Genomic DNA, 19,373 nt, shown 5'->3' on the forward strand with positions numbered 1-19,373 from the left:
TATTTTGAGGAGAGGTGCACGACGGGCAAAGAAGCGACAACAACAGGGTTGGAAATGTATGAATGGATACTCAAATAATGAGCTGAATCGAGGAGGAGCACCTATGAAAATCGTGAACAATCACTTGCAATTTCCTAAAGCGAGCCTTAAGAAGTGTAACGACTACGGTTATATTCACGTCGCAGCAGAAATCGAGAAGCCAATCGGACCGTTCCCGCAAAGCTCCGAACGTAAACGCAAGGTCATTCGTCAATCCAAAGAAATAGCAAATCGTCTTCGGCAGCTTCCCGATGTTCACAACGTGCATGTCTTCGAAGCTGTGGTCATTCCTCCCGGAAGAGGCAAGCTTCTGGAAGAGCGTAAAGGAAAGGTGCATGTGGCACAGTTCGATGTAGTGGTCCTGATCGAGACGAATCGGAAGGAAGCAACAAAGCAAGTACAAGAACAGCCGTTGTTCAAAGAGCTTCTTCAACTGCTTACCCAGAACTCCAAATACATGCACAAAGTAGCGGCTACAAATGTCCGTAGAATTGGAGACGTGGATAAGTCGAAGCAAGGCGTATTTTTATTCAACTATTTCTATGCGGATGACGTGAAAGAATTATTGCCCGTCTGGGAATACACTGCAGGGTGGTTCACGGTAAAAACCGATCTGGACAATTCAACGTTGCTCTTGCCGAATGAAGGGGAGCAGTCGCAATATGGTCTCATTAATCACTGCAGATGGGACAACTTGTCCGACATCGTTCCGGATCTTCTGTTCCGGCCGACATTCGGCAAGTACGTGCTGGAGAACTTCGAAGTCAACGGAATTGCGGCAATGCCTATCCTATATAAGCTTACTTCCGCCTAATTACGGCAAGCTAATGCCGCCTGGCCTTGTAGAGCCTTCTACAGGGCTATTCTTATTTCTAAATGCTTCTTCGCGCGTATATTATGCCAACTGTGGGTATATGTATCGACTCCGGAGCTCATCCGAGAGGTGGCTGGTCTCGTTGCCTTTCAGTATCTATCTTGGATGGATTTGTGTAGCTTCAATTGTAAATGTGGCAGTGGCCTTATCCGCGAATGATTGGAAGGGGTTCGGTTTATCTGATGCAACCTGGGCTGTCCTGATGTTATGCGTAGCCGCTCTGCTTGCTCTGGTACTGGGATTGCGTCATCGGGATGTCGCTATCATGCTGGTGTTCATATGGGCGCTGGTGGCGATAGGAGTGAAGCAGCAGGCATATCCGGCAGTATTGTGGACCGGATATACATGTGCCGGCATTGTTGCCATAGCGGTATTGGGGTTGGTGGTATGGAAGTTCGTTCCGAAGCTTCAGTCATAAAAGGGATTGTCTAATCCTGCAAGATTGAAGATAATGTTCTTATTGACTATTGAAAGGACATTTCAAAGATGGAGTTGTCAGTACTTATGAAAGGTATCGTCATTGGCTTGTCCATTGCTGCTCCGGTAGGGCCGATCGGCGTGCTTGTTATCAGGCGGACGTTAACGCAAGGAAAGATATACGGCATACTATCGGGACTGGGAGCAGCAAGCGCGGATGCAGTGTACGGACTAATTGCCGGGTTTGGATTATCCATCGTTACCCAGTTTTTAATTGGCCATCGGCTGTGGCTTCAACTGGTCGGAGGCCTGTTCCTATGTTATTTAGGAATTAGAACCTGGATGTCGTCGGCTTCAGAGCAGCCGGCAAAAGCTCAAAGCGGGCATCTATTCGGCGCATTTTTGTCCGTATTTTTCTTAACGCTTACGAACCCTGTCACTATACTCGCTTTCGCCGGCATATTTGCCGGATTAGGCTTTGCCCAGTCGAATACAGACTCAGCGTTGACCCTTGTTTTTGGCGTGTTTTTAGGATCGGCATTGTGGTGGCTAGTACTTAGCTTGTTAGTAGGCTCGTTCAACAGGGCTTTGAATCAGGGCAGACTACTCTGGATTAACCGGATTTCCGGCATTGTTATCCTATTATTCGGTGTGTACGCCTTATTGGTTCATTGACAATAACGACAGGGCTGATCATAATAGGAGTAACAAGGAAGCACCTTCGTAGACACACAATTTGTGTTGCTATTGGAGGTGCTTTTCATATGGAGAGGAGCGGAAGTTATGGGAATGAATCGTGATGCTCAGAAGAAAACTGCCGATCAGGTGCTGGAACCGCCGGTCACTTATGAGATGTATGCCGAATGGCCGGATGACGGGCAGCGCTATGAGATCGTGAACGGGATTATGGAGATGATATCGCCGGGTCCCTCTACAACGCATCAAGCTGTTAGCGGAGAATTAGCGTTAATAATTAAGCAAAGCTGCAGGAAGGACTATCTCGTGTTTCATGCGCCAATCGATGTTATTTTGAGCCAAACGACAGTCGTCCAGCCGGATATTCTCATGATTCATCGCAGCCGTGAGCATATTGTGACGAAGAGAGGGATTGAAGGACCGCCGGATCTAGTCATCGAGATTCTGTCGCCTAGCTCTCATAAGCGGGACAAGCTGATAAAGCGAAGAGCTTATGCGGAACATGGCGTTCCGGAATATTGGGTCGTCGACACAGAAGCACGTACGCTGGATCAGTACCAGCTGCTCGAAGATGGACGTTATGAGCTTGCGAATCTGTTCGAGGGCAACGATCCCGTTGTTTCGGATAAGATTCCGTGCATTGGTTTTGTCATTGAAGATATATTTCGGGAAGTGAAGGATTGGGAGTAAAGGGGCGGATGGAGTGGTTGTAGTACGAGAAGACGTTGAGTGCATCAACGTCTTCGTTGTTTTCTTAAGGGCATGAAGCCTATGCAGGTTATTCCTTTGCCCGAATGTAAACTTCGCCAAGGATTTCTCCCCATTCGTATTGTTCAGGAGAAAGCTCTGCCTGGATATAGGATGAAACTTCGCTTTGCTCCAAATCATACAGCACTTCCAGCTCTCTTGAAAATAAGAGCTTCTCCTGCGTGAGAAGGCTTGAAATGGAGGGTTGCGGCTTCGGATCAAGCTCTGTCGCATGTGCAAGAACCTGCTCCAGTCCATGAACGTATTCATCCAATGAACGAGCCCCGACTATTTTCACGCCTTTATTCTCAGCATTCATCATAACGATAGTGGGAAAGCCGCGAACGCCAAGCCTTCTCGCAAGTGTGAAGTCTTGCTCCAGGAGATTCTGACTTTGCGGTAGATCCGCTTCCGATAATATCTCCATGCTGTCGAGTCCCAATTGCTTGACGATCTCGCCGAGCACCTGACGTTCTCCAATATTACGGTTAAAGGTGAAGACGGCTTCTCTCGCTCGCCGCAAAAACGTATGAGCCAGCCGTTCATCCTTCTGTTGAACCACTTTAAATACGCGGGAAGCCGGATAAGAGGATTGGATAGGGTTGTCAAGCCATAAGGAGCCGTCAATCGGCATGCGGGAATGCTCTCCGACTTCTCTCCAGTGGCCGGCGACATCCGCCGGCTTGCTTATGCCGTTTTTGGCATCGCCAAAACCATCCCAGCTTTCCAGCAATCCGCCCATCACCGTATGAAATTCGAAGTAATGTCCGTACTGCAGCTGCAATCGCCGCAACACAGGCTCAAGCGCCCAGCAATGGGAGCAGATCGGATCAGTGACATAATAAAGCGTCGCCTTTTCGAAGGGGTCTTCAAAATCGATCATTTCCATTGCGTCATTCTCCGCTTCTCCACACAGTCCCGTTTTCAAATCGCACATCATCTGTTTGCTGTTCATTCGTCTATCCTCATTTCGTTGTTCATTGTATAGCGCCTGCTTGATTTCCCTTGGGAATGGTTGAACATGTTCTGTGATTGTATTTATACTAGTTGAAAGGAGCAGTTTATGTAAGTACGCACATTAAGGATACCTAGTGTCCAATAGGATACTGGGAAGGAGGCAATCATGGAGGAGTGCTACAAGGAATGTCCAGTGGAATTGGCGGTCAAGTTAATCGGGGGTAAATGGAAGCTTGTGATTCTGCATCAACTTGCCACACATGGTACGAAGAGATTCAATGAATTGCGCAAGATATTCCCTGATATTACTCAGCGTACATTAACGCGTCAATTGCGGGAGCTGGAAGAAGACGGATTGGTGAACCGGAAAGTGTATGCGGAAATCCCGCCTAAAGTGGAGTATGCCCTGTCTGAGACGGGAGAGAGCTTGATTCCGTTACTGCTGCAGTTGAAAGAGTGGAGCTTGTCCTATATAGAGCAGCAAGTAGGGCGGGAATGAAGCGGCAAGCCATGAAGGGCTTCAAGCCGCGGAAAGCCTCAAGCCGATATACAATCGCCTTCCCTATTTCATTTTGTGAAGCTCAGGGATTTCTCGTACATCATTGTCCGCCAGCCGGATGACTTTTTCTTGATAGGGGTGCAAAAAGGATTCGAACGCTGACCGGTTCCTTTCGAATTCACGCGTCCACTGATACATCAGTTTCAGCATGACGATATCAGAGCGGTAGCCGCACTTCTCCAGGCCAAGGTTTTGCTTGATGAAGCGGGTCATGATTCTCATTTTCCGTTTCCACAGCGGCGGATCGAGGAAGATGACCATGTCTGCCATTTCGAATAGAAGCCGATAGGATTTCCTGTCTACTCCTTCGAATATCCAGGCCCCGGATTGATCGATGCCGCGAATGACCTCCATCTGTTCTTCTGCAGTTCTCTTGTGCCTGCCTTCCGAGGTTCGATGATGAACGATGGCATCCAGCTCGTGCCAGGGGATGCCGAGTGATGAAGATAACTGCTTCGCAAGCGTCGTTTTACCGCTGGCGACAATACCTGTAATCAGAATTTTGTTCACGGAAGGGAGCCTCCGATCGCGCCGAGTTGCGGCGCATGCTTAGTTGGATGGGGTTCTAGCTTAGCAGACCTGCTACTTTGCAGACCAGCTAATTACTTATCAGTATAGCAGAGGCGCATTCGAAAGTGAGCAGATGTGAAACGAGGCGCTGACTTTTTTCGTAAAAGATAAAAACCGAAGGAGTGATGGCGGCATGAATGAAAAGGGCTGTATGAAATGCGGCAGCAGAGACGCATCCACGAAGGAAGTCGCGATGACGGGAACGGGCTTGTCCAAAATGTTCGATATCCAACACAACAAATTCGTCGTCGTGTATTGCAATAACTGCGGTTACTCGGAGTTCTACAATCGGAGATCTTCTACGGGCTCCAACGTACTTGATTTATTTTTTGGATAGAGGATCACTGCGAAACGTAAGCTAATGTCGTCAAAGGACGGTGACAGCCGTTTACGCTTAAAATAGGATGAAGCAATGAAGCTGGGGAGGTTTATCTAACTGTATTTCATGTCATTAATTTATCAAGATACTCCTACTTATGACAAATGAACTGGATTTTATGCTATTCATCTGGCCGAGAGACTAGATTTCGTGTGATCAAAATCCAGCTAAGCAGCCTCCAACTCCGCATGAAGCGCGAGAGTTGGAGGCTTATTTCTTTCACGCTGCCTGGCCTTGTCATTGCTCACGCTCCGGACGCTCGGCCATCCAGTCCTCCAGCACATTCACCTGCTCGGGGTTGCAATTTACTCCTGCATTCTCCTTCGCACTATGGACAGCGTCTCTTGCTTCAGCTCCGCCATGTCCTGCAGCAAACTCGCCAGCTTGTCCCGATATTGCTGCGCAAGCACATCATCGCGCAGGGAAGCGAGATTGATCTCGATCGTAACGGCGGCGGATTGCGCAGCAGCCTCCAACAGAATAGCCCCGATCGCCAGATCGGAGGCGACGTTCTTATTCGAGGCTTCCGCCAAGCTATGCGTTCTGCTCATCCCTTGCTTGCACAGGTCCATTAGACAAAGGGGGATATCGATCGCTTGAATCGCGGCCTGATGAATGGCCGCCAGCCGCTGCGTCCGCTCTTCTTCCGTCCCCTTCGGCAGCTTCAAGGCCACCATGTATTGATCGAATGAGGCGATATCCGCCTGCATCAGCCGCTCGCTTTCCACAGTCAAAGTCTTCATGTCCGTTATGGCGGCAGCAACCCCAGAAGCGATAGGCGCGAACCGCTCGCCTTGCGAGAGATGGGCGACCATGGAGGTCATGGAAGCTCCCAGAGCAGCGGCAAGAGCGGCGACGCTTCCTCCGCCTGGCGTCGGGCTTGCGCTGCCTGCCTGCTGCAAGAAGCTGTTGATGGAAGATTCCCAAGTGATGGCGCTCTTCGTCATATTCCAGCCTCCTCACATTGCATGGCAACGGCTCGCATTAGATTCTCGTACAATATAGCGGTCGTCAAGGTGCCGACGCCGCCCGGCACCGGAGATACGGCAGCCGCATACTGATCGATATCCGGGGCGGCATCGCCCGTAATCCCGCCGTCTTCCCTCTCATTAATTCCCGCATCGATGACGATAAGCTTGTTATGAACCATATCCGATGTTACCGTATCGGGACGTCCGACCGCGACAAAAGCGATATCGGCATGGCGCAGATGGGAAGCGATGTCCGGCGTGCGGGAGTGGCAGACTGTAACGGTAGCTTGTTCCCGTTGGAGCATATGGAACAGCGGCATTCCAACGGTCTGTCCTCTGCCGATCAGGGTAATGTTCTTGCCTTCCAGACTGTAGCCATAATGCTTGAGAAGTCTGATGCATGCTTGCGGAGTGGCGGGGTAAAGGCCTGCGGCTCCTGTCATTGTAGCGAGCTTATTGGCAGGCGAGACACCGTCAACGTCCTTGCTTGGCGAGATAGCCTGTTCGATGCGGCTTGCCGACAAGTGCGGAGGCAAGGGGAGCTCCAGCATAATGCCGTGCACATCCGGGTCCAGGTTCAACTCGTTGATTAGCTGCAGGACGGCTTCTTCCGAGACGTCCATCTGGAGCGCATGCAGTCGGAAGGCAACGCTCAGCTTCCCGGCAATCTTCTGTTTGGCTTGGGCGTAATAAGCGGAAGCGGGATCGCCTTCGATTAATATCGTGGCCATAAGCGGCTGAATCCCTTTCTCCTTCATAGCCGCAACCCTGCTTTTAATGGATGCATATGCATCATCCGCGGCTTCTCTAGCTTTCATTATGACGGTCATACTGATTACCTCCCTCAAGAAATGATCAAGCGTCACGTTGAAACGAAAAAAAGCATCTCCCGCAGCCCTTCATACATGAAGAGCCGCGCAAAGATACTTTTCCCAGGCGAACGGTACGTTCCAGCCGCATGCTCCCTTGTGGTTGATTCCACTCTCATCGCCAGTCGCATGCAGCATTTCTTCTAATTATATCAGTCCATGACAAGGGGGGCAATGGCGCACGACCTTCTTTTTCTCCCGTAATTGGTTAAGGTATAATGGGACAAGAGTGACCGAGGTGAACCTAATTAGAAAGGTCGTGCGATATGAGTCGCCGGAAGCTTCAAGACAGACTGAAGTTGAAGAAAGTGGAGCCAGTGCATGGCGAGCAGTTCAACGATTTGCTGCGCTATGTGTTCCAAGTCACGAACAGCGATCTGCAGACGTTCGGCTGGGAGAATAGGGAGATCGAGAAGTCCAAGCTGCCCGTTCTGAAGCATGCGGATGTGCTGGGCTGGTTCGACGGAGATAAGCTGATCTCGCAGCTGGCCGTATATCCGTTCCAAATCAATATGTTCGGGCGCATTTATGAGATGGGCGGACTGACCGGCGTGGGCACCTATCCTGAATACGCCAATATGGGCTTGATGAACAAGCTGATGCTGCAAGCGCTTAGCCATATGCGGGAGCGGAAGCAGTCCATCTCTTACTTATATCCCTACTCCATTCCGTATTATCGAAGGAAGGGATGGGAGATCATCTCAAATAAAATATCATACGAGGTACGGGACACGCAGCTGCCCAAGCCGAAGGCGGTTCCCGGCAATGTAGAGCGCGTTGCCATCGATCATCCGCATATTCGGCTCATTTACGAGCGCTTCGCCCTGCACAATCATGGAGCGATGCTCAGGAATGAACTGGCCTGGGAGGAATATCTACGCTGGGACCTGGACGAGATGATAGCCGCGATCTATTATGACGGCCATGATCAGCCGGCGGGTTATCTGTTGTATTGGGTGGCGGAAGAGGTGTTCCATGTGAAAGAGATGGTTCATATCGATGAAGAGGCGCGGATTGGGCTGTGGAACTTTATCAGCGCTCACTTCTCGATGATTACGAAGGTAAAGGGGGATATTTATAAAAATGAGCCGTTGGCCTTCCTGTTGGATGACGGCGATATAACAGAGACGATCGCTCCTTACTATATGGCTCGAATTGTGGACTTGCCTCTGTTCATTGAACAGTATCCGTTCCGACCGACTGGAGAGGATCGCGAGCTGGTATGGAAAGTAGATGATCCTCTGCTGGATTGGAATCAAGGCACATTTGTCTTGACAGTGAATGCGGCGGGGGAAGGAAAGCTTGTCAAAGGGAATTATGCCGCTCCGGCTGTTACGACGGATATACAGACCTTATCGACGATGCTGATGGGCTACAAGCGGCCGTCATACTTGGCTCGTATTGGCCGGATTCAGGCGGAGGAAGAGGCTATTGAGCTGCTTGAGCAGCTAATCAGGCGCGAGAAGCCTTACTTCTCGGATTACTTTTGATCGCTGTCTCATTTCGGAATAGCTTATGACTTACATATGGAGGCACACATGAAAAGAATGATTTGCTTGGTCGTGATAATGATGTTAACGGCTGTACCCGCAGCCGTATATGCAGCAAAGGATGAGCCTTCCGGCTGGGCGAAGCAAGAGGTGGAGAGCGCGATTGCGGCAGGGATTGTGCCACCGGATATGCAGAGAGATTACAGCGGCGATATACCTCGCGCCGAATTCGCGCGGCTTGCGATACACTTCCTGTCAGTGAAGCTGGAGAAGACGGCCGAGGAGCTTGTAGCGGACAAGGGCAAGCAAGCGATGTCCGATGCATTCAGCGATACGGATGATTCGGCTATTCTGGCCGCGCATGCCTTAGGGATTGTAAGCGGCAAGGGAGAAGGACTGTTCAAGCCCGATGAGCTTATTACGCGGCAGGAAGCGGCGGTCATGTTGTATCGGACGGCCAAGCTATTCGGAATGAAAGCAGGCGATCGGGTCTATCGGTTCGCGGACGGCCATGAAGTGGCGGGTTGGGCCGGGGAAGCCGTTGGCTTCGTCTATTCGACGTCGGATAGGATGAATGATGCCAGAGTAATGGGAGGCGTATCGGAAGACCGCTTCGAACCGAATGGCAGATATACGAGGCAGCAAGCCTATATTACGTTCAAGCGGCTGGGCAATGCGATGGTCGACTATCATCCGGATCAATTGCCGGATGCATTGACGGATAAGGAGCGGGAACTGGCCGATCTGATCAACGACTATCGGATATCGCTGGGGCTGGAACCGATGAGAATCTCGAAGTCGCTCACGAAGGTGGCCCGTTATCATGTATATGACTCCAACGCGCACCGTCCCGAGGACGGGGTTGACGCGCGAGGCATGGAAGCCAATCTGCACAGCTGGTCCGATCAAGGCCTATGGAAGGCGGTGGCTTATACGCCCGATCACGAGTATGCAGAGCTGATGTGGAGCAAGCCTTCGGAGTTGACGGATTATCCGGATAGCGGATTCGAGATATCCGCCGCCCAATACGGGGCTGCGATGACTCCGCAGCTTGCCTTGGACTTGTGGAAGGGATCTCCGGGGCATAACAGCGTTATCGCGGGAGAGGGCTACTGGAGCGGATTGAACGTCATAGGAGTAGGCATCCACGGCGGGTATAGCCATGTGTGGTTCGGCATCGAAGAAGACCCGGCGGGTTACTATTCGGAATGATTAAATGAATGAATCCAGGCATCCTGGCTAATAAGAGATGTGTCCGGTAGAGGAGGGGATGCCCATGGTCGGAACGGCTGTGCTGCTGGTGCTCAGCTCCGGGCTGCTGCATGCCATATGGAATTTGTATACGAAGAAGAGCGGCAACAAGAATCTGTTTCTCTGGTTCGTGAACCTCATCGGCATCATTGTGTTCATACCATGGGCGGTGTTAGAGTGGGACGTAAGCCGGTTGACGTTAACGGGGATTACCGTTCTTCTCGGTTCCATTGCTTTGCACGGGTTGTATAGCATACTGCTGGCGAAGACTTATTCGATCGGAGACTTGTCTCAGGTGTATCCCATTATGAGAGGGACAAGCCCGCTGCTCGTGCCGTTGCTTGGGGTGACGCTGCTGGGCGAGAGGTTGAGCGCCATGGGATGGCTAGGCGTTGCACTCATTGTGTTGGGTATTGTGTTCTTGAGCAATGTAAGTCTCGGTGTCAAAAAGAGCTCGGCTGAGTCTGCTGCACCGCTGCCTCAGGCGCAAGCTCCTTTATTGGCTTTGGCAGTGGGAATATGTATTGCCGGCTACATCGTCGTGGACAAAGTGGCGTTGCAATATGTATCGCCTGCCGTATTGATTGTGATCACGCATATCGGCAATTTATTGGCGTTGACATTGGCGGCCTTCCGCGGCGACGGCGTGAGAGCGGAGGTAAAGTCAAGCTGGAGAAGCATGCTGCTTGGCGGTATTATCGCTCCGGGCGGTTACTTGTTGTTCCTGTTCGCCTTGTCGCTCGCTCCAGTGGCGCAGCTCGCTCCGATGCGAGAGATCGGCACCGTGTTCGGAACGATATTGGGCGTATTTATCCTTCGCGAGAAGCAAGGCGCGAGACGTATGGTGACATCTCTGCTGATTACAGCCGGAGTGATCGTTCTCGGCTTATGGGGAAGCTGACAGGTTGCATATGGATCGGCATATCGGCACAATAACAACAGCAACAACGGCAACAACAGCAACAACGGCAACAACAGCAACAACAGCAATAAACAGCCTCCGGCCGATGGAAGAACCGGAGGCATATTGTGAAATGTAACGGATGTCAGTAGCCTTAATATGCACGAAATGCCCTTTTCAGCATTCTAAAGGATGCAGTGGAGCTTATTCCGACATTTCCACGTGCATATTAACCACATCCTGAAAAATAAGCGCAATGAGACCCGCTAGTTATACCAACAGGCTACTACGGAGCAAATAAGCGCACAGAGACCCGTTAGCCATCGAAAGAATTTAAGTACAGGATTCCGTTAGGTATCCCGATTGGCTCTTACAGGAGAATAAGCGCAGATCCATTAGCTATCGAAAGAATGTAAGGACAGAGCCCAGTTAGCGGCTATCGAGAAAACACAGTTCCGCCAGAAGAGGGGGGAAGTCAGCTCACCGAGAGGTGAGAGCATTATTTCCCTCCCAGCAACGCCTTCACATTGTTGAGAGACTGCTTCACGCTGGCGTAGCCGTCGATCTTGATTCTGTCCTGTTCCACGACAACCCACTCGTAGCCCGCCGACTGAGCTTTCGCCACAATGCCGCCCAGATCCAATATGCCCGTGCCAAGCTCCGTCATTTCCTTCTCCTCGCGGCTCACCATATCCTTCAGATGCACCGTCTTGCAGCGCATGCCGAATTCGTCCATCACACTCACCGGCTCGCGGTCCGCATGTGTCGTCCAGAACATATCGATCTCGAAGCCCAGCTCTTCGTCGGTTGTCGCGTCTTGCAGCATCTCCAGCACCGGTCGGTTCCCGAAGTCATTGACGAACTCATGGTAATGGTTATGGTAGAGAAGATCCATGCCGGCGGCCCGAACCTTCGGCCCCATCTCCTTCACGATGCCGACAAGCGATCGCACATCGTCCATGGATTCGATTTTATAGTAAGGAATGACGATATAAGAGGAACCGATCACCTTGTTGTAAGCGATCACCTCGTCCAGCTTCTCCAGCAACTCTTCGATCCGCGTATGGCTTCCCATCGCTTGCAGTTCGTTGCTCTCCAGCATCGCTTTCATCTCTTCCGCCGGAACATCGTCGAAGCCTGCGAATTCGACGCCGTCATAACCGGCTTCGCGCACCTTCCTCAGCTTCGCGGCGAAATCTCCCTTATCGTAATCGCGCAGCGTGTACAGCTGCAATGCCACCTTCAAACTTGCCATGTCCGATTCACTCCTATCGTTATGTCTGTAATTGCAGCAATTGCAGCCATATCATAGCACAATTCTGCCGCACGGGAACTACCCGGTGGGCGCTCGCGCCCCAACAAGTCATTTTTCTGATTATTTAAGACATTATTTTTACAGATAGACGGACATCATATTTGCTAATATAGTTCTTAATTCAATAAGGAGAGGATGTTAATAACGATGAAACGACTGCTGTCAAGCACACTGCTGATGGTTATGCTGCTATCCTTGATCTCGGCATGCGGAAGTCCGAACAACAATGCCGCCGGCAACGGTGAAGGCGCTGCCAACGGCGACGCGAAGGAGAATAAGCTCGTCAAGCTCAACGTCGTCATGATGAGCACGAACAAGGACGACAAAGATGAGGTAGTGAAGGCGGTTAACGAAATTGCGAGAGAGAAGCTGAACATCGAGATGGATGTCACGTTCATCTCGTACGGCAACTACGTGCAGCAGACGACGATGATGCTGTCCTCCGGCAAAGGCGTAGACTTGCTGCCGATCTATATGACACCGCTTGCGACGGCTGCCAACAATGGGCAGATCATTCCGCTGACGAAGCTGCTAGACCAATACGGTCAGGGGCTGGTGGAAGCGATCGGAGCCGAATATATCGAGAGCGGCCGCGTAGGCGACGACGTCTACGGCATCACGACCGGCCGTGATCTGGCGAAGGCATACGGCTTCGAGATGAGGAAGGATCTGGCGGACAAGTACAACATCGATTACGAGAACATCAAAACGTTGGACCAACTGGAAGAAGCGCTGATGACGATTCACGAGAATGAGCCTAACATTATTCCGGTCGTACCATCCAATGGCGAGCTGGTTCGGAACTGGGGCTGGGACACGCTGGGCGACGATATGACGAATCTAGGCGTTTTGATGGACTTCGGCAAGGAACTGAAGGTTGTCAACCTTTATGAGACGGATTTCTACAAGGACTTTATTACGCGCATGAACAGATGGTATAAGAACGGTCTCATTATGCAAGACGCCATCAACAATACCGAAAATTCAGGCACGCTTATGAAGGCGGGAAGCGCATTCGGCGGCTTCGTTAACCTGAAGCCAGGCTTCGACGTACAGGAGACTAGAAACTACGGTACGGAAATTGTTGTATCGGAGATCGTTCCGGCATATTCCACAACATCAGACGTACAGATGGCGACTTGGGCGATCAGCAGCGGCTCCAAGCATCCAGAGGCAGCGATGAAGCTGCTTAATCTGATGTATACCGACCCCGATGTGATGAACCTGTTGATCTATGGCATTGAAGACAAGCACTATGTGAAAGTTGGCGATGCAGCTAACGGCCAATCGATCATCGACTATCCGGAAGGCATGGATGGCTCCAACAGCGGGTACAGACCAAGCGGCGGCTGGATATGGCCGAATCAGACGATCGGTCATGTATGGAACGGCAATCCGGAAGACTACTGGGAAGTGCAGACAGAATTCAACAACACCGCTATCCGCTCGGCAGCTTACGGCTTTACGTACGACTCAAGCAAAGTACGCAACCAGGTAACGGCAACCTCCAACGTCGTGGCCAAGTATCATAACGCGCTTATGACAGGCATGCTTGATCCGGAAGAAACACTGCCGATCTTCCAGAAGGAACTGAAGGCTGCGGGTATCGACGACATCATTAAAGAGAAACAAGCTCAGCTGGACAAGTGGGCGGCGAACCGGAAGCAATAAAGACTAAGCGCTGCAGCTTCAGTAGGGGGAAAGGAGAATGACCATGATGACATCGCTTAAGGCGAAGAGAGCTGGACGTAAACACAACTATAGACGGTTCATTCCTATGTACATCATGATGCTTCCAGGTCTGATATACCTGCTGCTCAACAACTACGTGCCCATGGCAGGTATTATCATCGCCTTTAAGCATGTGAACTGGAACATGGGCATCCTGGACAGCCCGTTCGCGGGGCTGAGCAATTTCGAATATTTGTTCAAGACGAAAGAAGCCTGGATTATTACGCGCAATACGCTCGGCTACAATCTGGTCTTCATTATATTGGGCACAGTGCTGGCGGTTGCCATCGCCATTATTTTGAATGAGATTCGATCGAAATTTTGGAAGAAGAGCTATCAAACGATTATTCTTCTTCCTTATCTGATCTCGATGGTCGTCGTCAGCTATCTCGTATTCGCCATGTTCAGCGCGGAGTCGGGCTTCATCAACCACAGTATTCTGACGGCGCTAGGCCTTGAGAAGGTGTCCTGGTATACGGAGCCGAAGTACTGGCCTTATATTCTGACCATCGTGCACTTGTGGAAGACGGTCGGCTATAGCTGCATCATCTATTACGCGACGGTGGTCGGCATTGACCGTGGCTACTACGAAGCCGCAGTCATCGACGGCGCGAACCGTTGGCAGCAGATGGTCCATATTACATTGCCGGCGCTCAAGCCGACGATGATTACGCTTGTGCTGCTGCAGATCGGCACGATCTTCTATTCCGACTTCGGCTTGTTCTATCAGGTGCCGATGGATTCCGGTCCGCTCTACGACGTGACCAATACGATAGATACGTATGTGTATCGCGGCCTGATCAAGCTGAACGACCTTGGCATGTCCTCGGCGGCGGGCGTATACCAGTCGCTGGTCGGCTTCACGCTCGTCTACATTGCGAACCGGCTGGTTACCCGATATAGCAAAGAGAATGCCCTATTCTAATAGAAGGAGAATCGACCATGGTTGAGAATGGTAGAACATTTCAAATATTTGCCAACGCGATTATGTTTCTGCTGACGATATTTTGCCTGTTCCCGTTTGTCCTGCTCGTCGTATCCTCCTTCACCGATGAGGGTACGCTCATTCGCAACGGGTACTCGCTCTTCCCGGAGAAGTTCAGCATGGAGAGCTATGCGTATATGTTTCAAAGGCTGGACACAATCGTACGGGCTTACTCCATCACGGTGTTCGTGACGGTAGTCGGTACAGTGAGCAGTCTGCTGCTGACTGTGCTGCTCTCGTACCCGCTGTCCAGAAGAGATCTGCCGCATCGCGGAACGTTCGCGTTCTTCGTCTTCTTCACGATGCTGTTCAACGGCGGTCTCGTTCCGACTTACATTATGTACACGCGGTATTTCCATCTCGACAATACGGTCTGGTCGCTGATTATTCCGGCCTTGCTCGTGAATGCCTTCTATGTCATTATGATGCGGACATACTTCAGTACCAACATCCCGGATGAAGTCATCGAAGCAGGCAGAATTGACGGCGCGGGCGAATTCCGCATCCTGTTCCGGGTCGTGCTTCCGATGTCGCTGCCGATGGTTGCTACGCTATCGCTGCTGATCGGATTGAACTACTGGAACGATTGGCGCAACGGCTTGTATTACTTGACCGATCCCAGCTTGTTCAGCATCCAGAATATGCTGAATACGATGCTGCAGGACGTACAGTTCCTGGCCAGCGGCGGGGCGGGCAGCAATGCAAGCGAGATCGCGGCTCAGATGCCGAGCGTCGGCATCAAGATGGCGATCGCCGTCGTCGGCGCCTTGCCGATTATGATCGTCTACCCGTTTTTCCAGAAGTACTTTGTCAAAGGCATTACCGTCGGCGCGGTCAAGGGCTAAGGCCAGGGCCAGCAGTGCTGCGAAACTCTCATAACAACTCCCATATTGCCAGCACGGACAAGACTCCTCGCCTTCTCCGTGTTGGCCTTTTGTCTTGTTGGGATGTTCAGATTTTTCCATCGTGCATATTACGCATTCTGACAGTTATTCACACACTACTTCCGAAGCCGCATGCTATAATGTTTTTAACCATTTCAAAGTGATGGGGCAAGGTGAGAACATGCTTAGAACGTACGGCGCTTCATTCAAGATGAACGTATTCCGCGCGCTGCTGCTGATTACGCTGCCGTTAATCGGCTTGCTGCTTGCTTTCAATATTTACTCCTATAACGCATTCAACAATAAATTCGTGGAATCCAACCAGCAGTCGCTGTCGCTCTATGCGCAGAACATGCAGACGGACCTGGAGACGCTGGACGCCTTTCTTACCCATGTCACGGTGAACGATTATAACTTCCGCATATTGAGCAGTCCTGCCAAGACCCTGCAGTCCCATGTGGCGTCCCATGAAATAATGACCCAGCTGAAGGCAGCGCTCAATTCCTACGATATAGCCGATGCCTTCTTCATCTATAGTGCGGTGAACAACACCTACCGGGATATATTCGCGAACAACTACAGCTATGAGTTGAAGGAAGCAGTCCGCATGCAGATGCGGCACTTGACGTATACGAAGGCCAACTATTATCACAAGGGCTGGATGAGCTTCGAGGTACAAGGGAACTATTATCTGTTCCGGCTGCTGGGCAAGGACGGCACGTACGCGGCCGTTATGGTGGACTTCGAGCAGATTCCGGCCATGCATCTCATTCATGAAGATACGAAGGTCATCTATGCGACGAACGAATATGCTCCTCTGACTAATGCCGAGTTCGTCACCGAACACAATGTATGGAGCAACGACGATTACATTGTCGTAGGCGAGCCCATTGGCGGAACCGATGTGCAGCTCATCTTCGCCGTGCCGAAGCCGGGAGTGTTCCGGGGAGGATTCGCCATCCTGTTCTTGCTGTCACTGCTATCGGTATTGTTGGTCATGACCCGACTGTTCTACTTGAATCGTTCCATCCTGTCGCCGTGGCAACGGCTGGTAACGCGTATCGGCAAGGGCTCCGATCCGGAGCAGCAAGAGGAGTATCGGGTTGAGGAATTCAAGCGGGTCGATGCAGCTTTCACCCAGATGACCAGCGAGATCAATCAGTTGAAGATCGTCGCCTACGAGCACGAGATCGAACGACAGAAGGCGGAGCTGCAGCATCTGCAGCTGCAGATCAAGCCGCATTTCTTCTTGAATTGCCTGAAGAGTCTGTACGGCATGGCGCAGCAGCAGAGTTATGAACGGATGCAGAACATGATTCTGGCCATATCCAGCCATCTGCGCTACAACTTCAGGGACAATCTGCAGCTCGTCTCGCTTCAGCAGGAAGTGGAGCATGTGCAGAACTACATCCGCATTCAGCATATTGCCCATCATATTCCTCCCTTATGCGAATGGAGCGTCGACAGCGAGCTGCACGACTTCGTCATTCCGCCGCTGTCGATCCAGGCGTTCGTCGAGAACTGTGTGAAGTACGCGACCAAGCCTGGAGTACAGCTTCACATTCGCGTGAAGGCCGTGTTGCTGCAGAGCGACGAGGGAGATTATGTCGATATAACGATTCAGGACAATGGCGACGGGTTCCAGCCGTCGATACTGGAGGAGCTTAACTGCGGAGACAGCTCCTTCTACACGGACATTCACGTCGGGGTAAGCAATGTGCGGCACCGCTTGTCCATGCTGTACGGCGACAGGGCGACGCTCGCCTTCTTCAATATCGGGGAAGGAGCCGCCGCCGAGATGATATTGCCCGTTAATTCCAGAATGAACCGTCAGGAGGAAGCATCATGAATGTGCTAGTCGTCGATGATCAATACGATGTCGTGCAAGGCGTCATTGCCGGCATAGACTGGGAGTCGCTCCATATTGCGCACATCTATCCCGCTTACAGCGCGGATGAAGCGAGAGAGCTGCTCTCGGCGCATGACATTCACATCATGCTCTGCGACATCGAGATGCCGCTGGAGAGCGGGCTGGAGCTGTTCAAGTGGGTGAAGGCGCATTATCCCGCCTTGCAGTGCATCTTCCTGTCCTCGCATTCCGAGTTCGAGTATGCGCAGGAGGCGATTCAACTGGGCTGCTTCGATTACATTCTCCAGCCTGCCCGATACGAGGATATTCAGGCGTCGATCGAGCGTGCCATTCACAAAATTCATGCAGAGGCGCATATGCAGCAAATCTACGAATACGGCGCGTATTGGCGGGAGAATGAGGAGTTCCTGCTGGAGAACTGCATTCGCAGCTTCCTGCTGGATTCCGGCAAGCATCCCGGACAACTGATGAGGGACTTAAGCAATCTGGGCATTCTGATCGGAGCCTCCACGCCGTTCTGCTCGGTTCTGATCCAATTGCTGAAGCCGGGCGGGTCGTCGATGAAGACGGAGCTGAAGGGGCTGCTGTCCAGCCTTGCAGGATCGATGGAAGGCGCTCTCCTGTTCGTACAGCTGGATCGCGCCAATTGCCTGGCTCTCTTCTACGGCGATGGGATTGCCGCTCAGGCAGTAGAGAGCAAGATGAAGGTGTTCGTTGCGGCTGCCGAGCGGGAGCTGCAATGCCCGGTCGCCTGCTACGTCTCGGATATGGGACAAGCCGACAAGCTGAAGCAGCATTATAAAGCGCTCTGCCATATGCGTCAGCATAATGTGGCGTTGTACAGCAAAGTGTTCGCCATGCACCATCTGATGCATGTGAAGGATAGTTCTTATTCCTTCCCCGACATGGAGAATTGGGCGATGCTCATCTCGCACGGAAGCGGCAAGACGGTGCGCGACGAGATACACGATTACTTGCTGCAGCAGAAGCGGCTTGGCATTATTTCCGCTGAATTTCTGGCGCGGTTCCACCAGGACTTCATTCAAGTATTCCTGACTGCGGCCAAGCATATGAAGCTGGACCCGAGCGACATCTTCTTCGAGCGGTATTCCTATACCGATTACATCGGGGCTTATACGTCGCTGGACAAGATGCTGGAGCTTGTCGATTTCGTACTGGACTACGTGCAGGAGCATGCCAAAGACGAGCATCACGTCCACTCTCCCGTGGATCGGGCGATCGCCTATATTAACCAGAATATCGAGAAGAACTGCAGCCGGGCGGAGATTGCGGAAGCGATCTTCATTAATCCGGAATATTTGTCGCGCCTGTTCAAGAAGGCGAAGGGCATCTCGCTGAACGATTTCATTGCTACACAAAAGATGGAGATTGCGAAGTCGCTGCTTACGAGCACGAAGATTCCCGTCCATCTGATCGCCTCCAAGGTCGGCTACTCCAATTTCTCTTATTTCTCGCAAGTGTTCAAGAAGTATTGCGGCCTCACTCCTCTGGAATACCGCCAGCAATCCGATGTTTAATACGCAGTCGCCTATTATAGAAGGCGTGGATTGATATCAAATCACGGAAAGGCGGGCCTCTGAGGTCCGCCTTGTCTGTCTTCATGATCAGGGCCATACTGAATTGGTATGTAGAAGCGTATATTCAGTCGATCGGCAGCCACCATGTATATCTCCGAGGGCACTGCCCGCAAAGGTCGCGCAGAATCTTTCTCTATACTTTCATCCAGCATTCTATCTGATTAAATGGTATACTCATGACATGAAAATGATGGAAGAGATAGAGGGACTGCAAGTTCAGTGTGTGATATAAGTATTTTCTTAGATAGGTTAAGCAAGGTTATCGCATTT

General features: G+C 51.4%; 19 protein-coding genes and 1 riboswitch. Of the genes, 14 read left to right on the forward strand and 5 right to left on the reverse strand.

The annotated features are described in order from the left end of the window. Nucleotides 1–103: 103 nt before the first annotated feature. From M6D81_RS21955 to M6D81_RS21970, 4 genes are all read left to right on the forward strand, one after another. Nucleotides 104–853, forward strand: coding sequence for a hypothetical protein (locus M6D81_RS21955; RefSeq protein WP_262679195.1), 750 nt, complete (start codon nucleotides 104–106; stop codon nucleotides 851–853). Between the two features lie 142 nt (nucleotides 854–995). Next, a complete protein-coding gene (locus M6D81_RS21960; protein WP_262679196.1) occupies nucleotides 996–1,331 on the forward strand; it encodes a hypothetical protein in 336 nt (111 codons plus the stop codon). A 68-nt stretch (nucleotides 1,332–1,399) separates the two neighbouring features. Beyond that, complete coding sequence (locus M6D81_RS21965) at nucleotides 1,400–2,005, forward strand: LysE family translocator (protein WP_410795776.1); 606 nt, start codon at nucleotides 1,400–1,402, stop codon at nucleotides 2,003–2,005. A gap of 108 nt (nucleotides 2,006–2,113) precedes the next feature. Then, entirely contained in the window at nucleotides 2,114–2,716 is a 603-nt protein-coding gene (locus M6D81_RS21970) for a Uma2 family endonuclease (RefSeq protein WP_262679199.1), read from the forward strand. 88 nt (nucleotides 2,717–2,804) lie between these two features. On the opposite strand, the gene M6D81_RS21975 is transcribed toward M6D81_RS21970, so the two are convergent. Next, nucleotides 2,805–3,728: a DsbA family protein gene (locus M6D81_RS21975; protein WP_262679200.1), complete on the reverse strand. Its 924-nt coding sequence runs from the start codon at nucleotides 3,726–3,728 to the stop codon at nucleotides 2,805–2,807. Between the two features lie 168 nt (nucleotides 3,729–3,896). Between M6D81_RS21975 and M6D81_RS21980 the strand changes: the two genes are divergently transcribed. Further along, entirely contained in the window at nucleotides 3,897–4,229 is a 333-nt protein-coding gene (locus M6D81_RS21980; protein ID WP_262679201.1) for a winged helix-turn-helix transcriptional regulator, read from the forward strand. A 63-nt stretch (nucleotides 4,230–4,292) separates the two neighbouring features. Here the strand turns inward: M6D81_RS21980 and M6D81_RS21985 are convergent, their stop codons facing one another. After that, complete coding sequence (locus M6D81_RS21985) at nucleotides 4,293–4,799, reverse strand: P-loop NTPase family protein (RefSeq protein ID WP_262679202.1); 507 nt, start codon at nucleotides 4,797–4,799, stop codon at nucleotides 4,293–4,295. 193 nt (nucleotides 4,800–4,992) lie between these two features. Here M6D81_RS21985 and M6D81_RS21990 point away from each other — a divergent pair, with 193 nt between their 5' ends. Beyond that, entirely contained in the window at nucleotides 4,993–5,196 is a 204-nt protein-coding gene (locus M6D81_RS21990; RefSeq protein WP_262679203.1) for a zinc ribbon domain-containing protein, read from the forward strand. A 347-nt stretch (nucleotides 5,197–5,543) separates the two neighbouring features. Here M6D81_RS21990 and M6D81_RS21995 read toward each other — a convergent pair whose 3' ends face one another. Beyond that, a complete protein-coding gene (locus M6D81_RS21995; RefSeq protein WP_262679204.1) occupies nucleotides 5,544–6,185 on the reverse strand; it encodes a cyclodeaminase/cyclohydrolase family protein in 642 nt (213 codons plus the stop codon). Then, the gene (locus M6D81_RS22000; protein WP_262679205.1) at nucleotides 6,182–7,039 is read right to left on the reverse strand and encodes a bifunctional 5,10-methylenetetrahydrofolate dehydrogenase/5,10-methenyltetrahydrofolate cyclohydrolase; all 858 of its coding nucleotides are present in this window, start codon (nucleotides 7,037–7,039) and stop codon (nucleotides 6,182–6,184) included. The genes M6D81_RS21995 and M6D81_RS22000 overlap by 4 nt, the downstream gene beginning before the upstream one ends. A gap of 93 nt (nucleotides 7,040–7,132) precedes the next feature. Further along, nucleotides 7,133–7,217: riboswitch (ZMP/ZTP riboswitch) on the reverse strand. Nucleotides 7,218–7,344: 127 nt separating this feature from the next. Between M6D81_RS22000 and M6D81_RS22005 the strand changes: the two genes are divergently transcribed. The 3 genes from M6D81_RS22005 (at nucleotide 7,345) to M6D81_RS22015 (ending at nucleotide 10,720) form a co-directional block, all read left to right on the forward strand. After that, nucleotides 7,345–8,568 (forward strand): GNAT family N-acetyltransferase, encoded by a 1,224-nt coding sequence (locus M6D81_RS22005; protein ID WP_262679206.1) that lies wholly within the window; start codon nucleotides 7,345–7,347, stop codon nucleotides 8,566–8,568. Between the two features lie 48 nt (nucleotides 8,569–8,616). After that, the gene (locus M6D81_RS22010) at nucleotides 8,617–9,780 is read left to right on the forward strand and encodes a CAP and S-layer homology domain-containing protein (RefSeq protein ID WP_262679207.1); all 1,164 of its coding nucleotides are present in this window, start codon (nucleotides 8,617–8,619) and stop codon (nucleotides 9,778–9,780) included. 64 nt (nucleotides 9,781–9,844) lie between these two features. Next, complete coding sequence (locus tag M6D81_RS22015) at nucleotides 9,845–10,720, forward strand: DMT family transporter (protein ID WP_262679208.1); 876 nt, start codon at nucleotides 9,845–9,847, stop codon at nucleotides 10,718–10,720. Nucleotides 10,721–11,219: 499 nt separating this feature from the next. Here M6D81_RS22015 and M6D81_RS22020 read toward each other — a convergent pair whose 3' ends face one another. Next, on the reverse strand, nucleotides 11,220–11,975 hold the full coding sequence (locus M6D81_RS22020; RefSeq protein ID WP_262679209.1) for a sugar phosphate isomerase/epimerase family protein: 756 nt from the start codon (nucleotides 11,973–11,975) through the stop codon (nucleotides 11,220–11,222). 207 nt (nucleotides 11,976–12,182) lie between these two features. Between M6D81_RS22020 and M6D81_RS22025 the strand changes: the two genes are divergently transcribed. The 5 genes from M6D81_RS22025 (at nucleotide 12,183) to M6D81_RS22045 (ending at nucleotide 19,043) form a co-directional block, all read left to right on the forward strand. Further along, nucleotides 12,183–13,706, forward strand: coding sequence for an ABC transporter substrate-binding protein (locus tag M6D81_RS22025; protein ID WP_262679211.1), 1,524 nt, complete (start codon nucleotides 12,183–12,185; stop codon nucleotides 13,704–13,706). A gap of 37 nt (nucleotides 13,707–13,743) precedes the next feature. Next, nucleotides 13,744–14,691: an ABC transporter permease gene (locus M6D81_RS22030; RefSeq protein WP_262679212.1), complete on the forward strand. Its 948-nt coding sequence runs from the start codon at nucleotides 13,744–13,746 to the stop codon at nucleotides 14,689–14,691. A 17-nt stretch (nucleotides 14,692–14,708) separates the two neighbouring features. Next, entirely contained in the window at nucleotides 14,709–15,596 is an 888-nt protein-coding gene (locus M6D81_RS22035; protein ID WP_262679213.1) for a carbohydrate ABC transporter permease, read from the forward strand. A gap of 220 nt (nucleotides 15,597–15,816) precedes the next feature. Continuing rightward, entirely contained in the window at nucleotides 15,817–17,484 is a 1,668-nt protein-coding gene (locus tag M6D81_RS22040; protein ID WP_262679215.1) for a sensor histidine kinase, read from the forward strand. Next, on the forward strand, nucleotides 17,481–19,043 hold the full coding sequence (locus M6D81_RS22045) for a response regulator (protein WP_262679216.1): 1,563 nt from the start codon (nucleotides 17,481–17,483) through the stop codon (nucleotides 19,041–19,043). Before M6D81_RS22040 ends, M6D81_RS22045 begins: the two co-directional genes overlap by 4 nt. The last annotated feature ends 330 nt before the right edge of the window (nucleotides 19,044–19,373 follow it).

This window comes from Paenibacillus sp. J5C2022, assembly GCF_025567625.1.
Taxonomy (GTDB): Bacteria; Bacillota; Bacilli; order Paenibacillales; family Paenibacillaceae; genus Pristimantibacillus.

Coding starts and splice junctions, on each gene's coding strand:
- M6D81_RS21965 (WP_410795776.1), top strand. CDS start 1,400: ATGGAGTTGTCAGTACTTATGAAAGGTATCGTCATTGGCTTGTCCATT.
- M6D81_RS21990 (WP_262679203.1), top strand. CDS start 4,993: ATGAATGAAAAGGGCTGTATGAAATGCGGCAGCAGAGACGCATCCACG.
- M6D81_RS22020 (WP_262679209.1), bottom strand. CDS start 11,975: ATGGCAAGTTTGAAGGTGGCATTGCAGCTGTACACGCTGCGCGATTAC.
- M6D81_RS22000 (WP_262679205.1), bottom strand. CDS start 7,039: ATGACCGTCATAATGAAAGCTAGAGAAGCCGCGGATGATGCATATGCA.
- M6D81_RS21995 (WP_262679204.1), bottom strand. CDS start 6,185: ATGACGAAGAGCGCCATCACTTGGGAATCTTCCATCAACAGCTTCTTG.
- M6D81_RS22015 (WP_262679208.1), top strand. CDS start 9,845: ATGGTCGGAACGGCTGTGCTGCTGGTGCTCAGCTCCGGGCTGCTGCAT.
- M6D81_RS21975 (WP_262679200.1), bottom strand. CDS start 3,728: ATGAACAGCAAACAGATGATGTGCGATTTGAAAACGGGACTGTGTGGA.
- M6D81_RS22005 (WP_262679206.1), top strand. CDS start 7,345: ATGAGTCGCCGGAAGCTTCAAGACAGACTGAAGTTGAAGAAAGTGGAG.
- M6D81_RS21980 (WP_262679201.1), top strand. CDS start 3,897: ATGGAGGAGTGCTACAAGGAATGTCCAGTGGAATTGGCGGTCAAGTTA.
- M6D81_RS22035 (WP_262679213.1), top strand. CDS start 14,709: ATGGTTGAGAATGGTAGAACATTTCAAATATTTGCCAACGCGATTATG.
- M6D81_RS21955 (WP_262679195.1), top strand. CDS start 104: ATGAAAATCGTGAACAATCACTTGCAATTTCCTAAAGCGAGCCTTAAG.
- M6D81_RS22025 (WP_262679211.1), top strand. CDS start 12,183: ATGAAACGACTGCTGTCAAGCACACTGCTGATGGTTATGCTGCTATCC.
- M6D81_RS22040 (WP_262679215.1), top strand. CDS start 15,817: ATGCTTAGAACGTACGGCGCTTCATTCAAGATGAACGTATTCCGCGCG.
- M6D81_RS22045 (WP_262679216.1), top strand. CDS start 17,481: ATGAATGTGCTAGTCGTCGATGATCAATACGATGTCGTGCAAGGCGTC.
- M6D81_RS21970 (WP_262679199.1), top strand. CDS start 2,114: ATGGGAATGAATCGTGATGCTCAGAAGAAAACTGCCGATCAGGTGCTG.
- M6D81_RS22030 (WP_262679212.1), top strand. CDS start 13,744: ATGACCATGATGACATCGCTTAAGGCGAAGAGAGCTGGACGTAAACAC.
- M6D81_RS22010 (WP_262679207.1), top strand. CDS start 8,617: ATGAAAAGAATGATTTGCTTGGTCGTGATAATGATGTTAACGGCTGTA.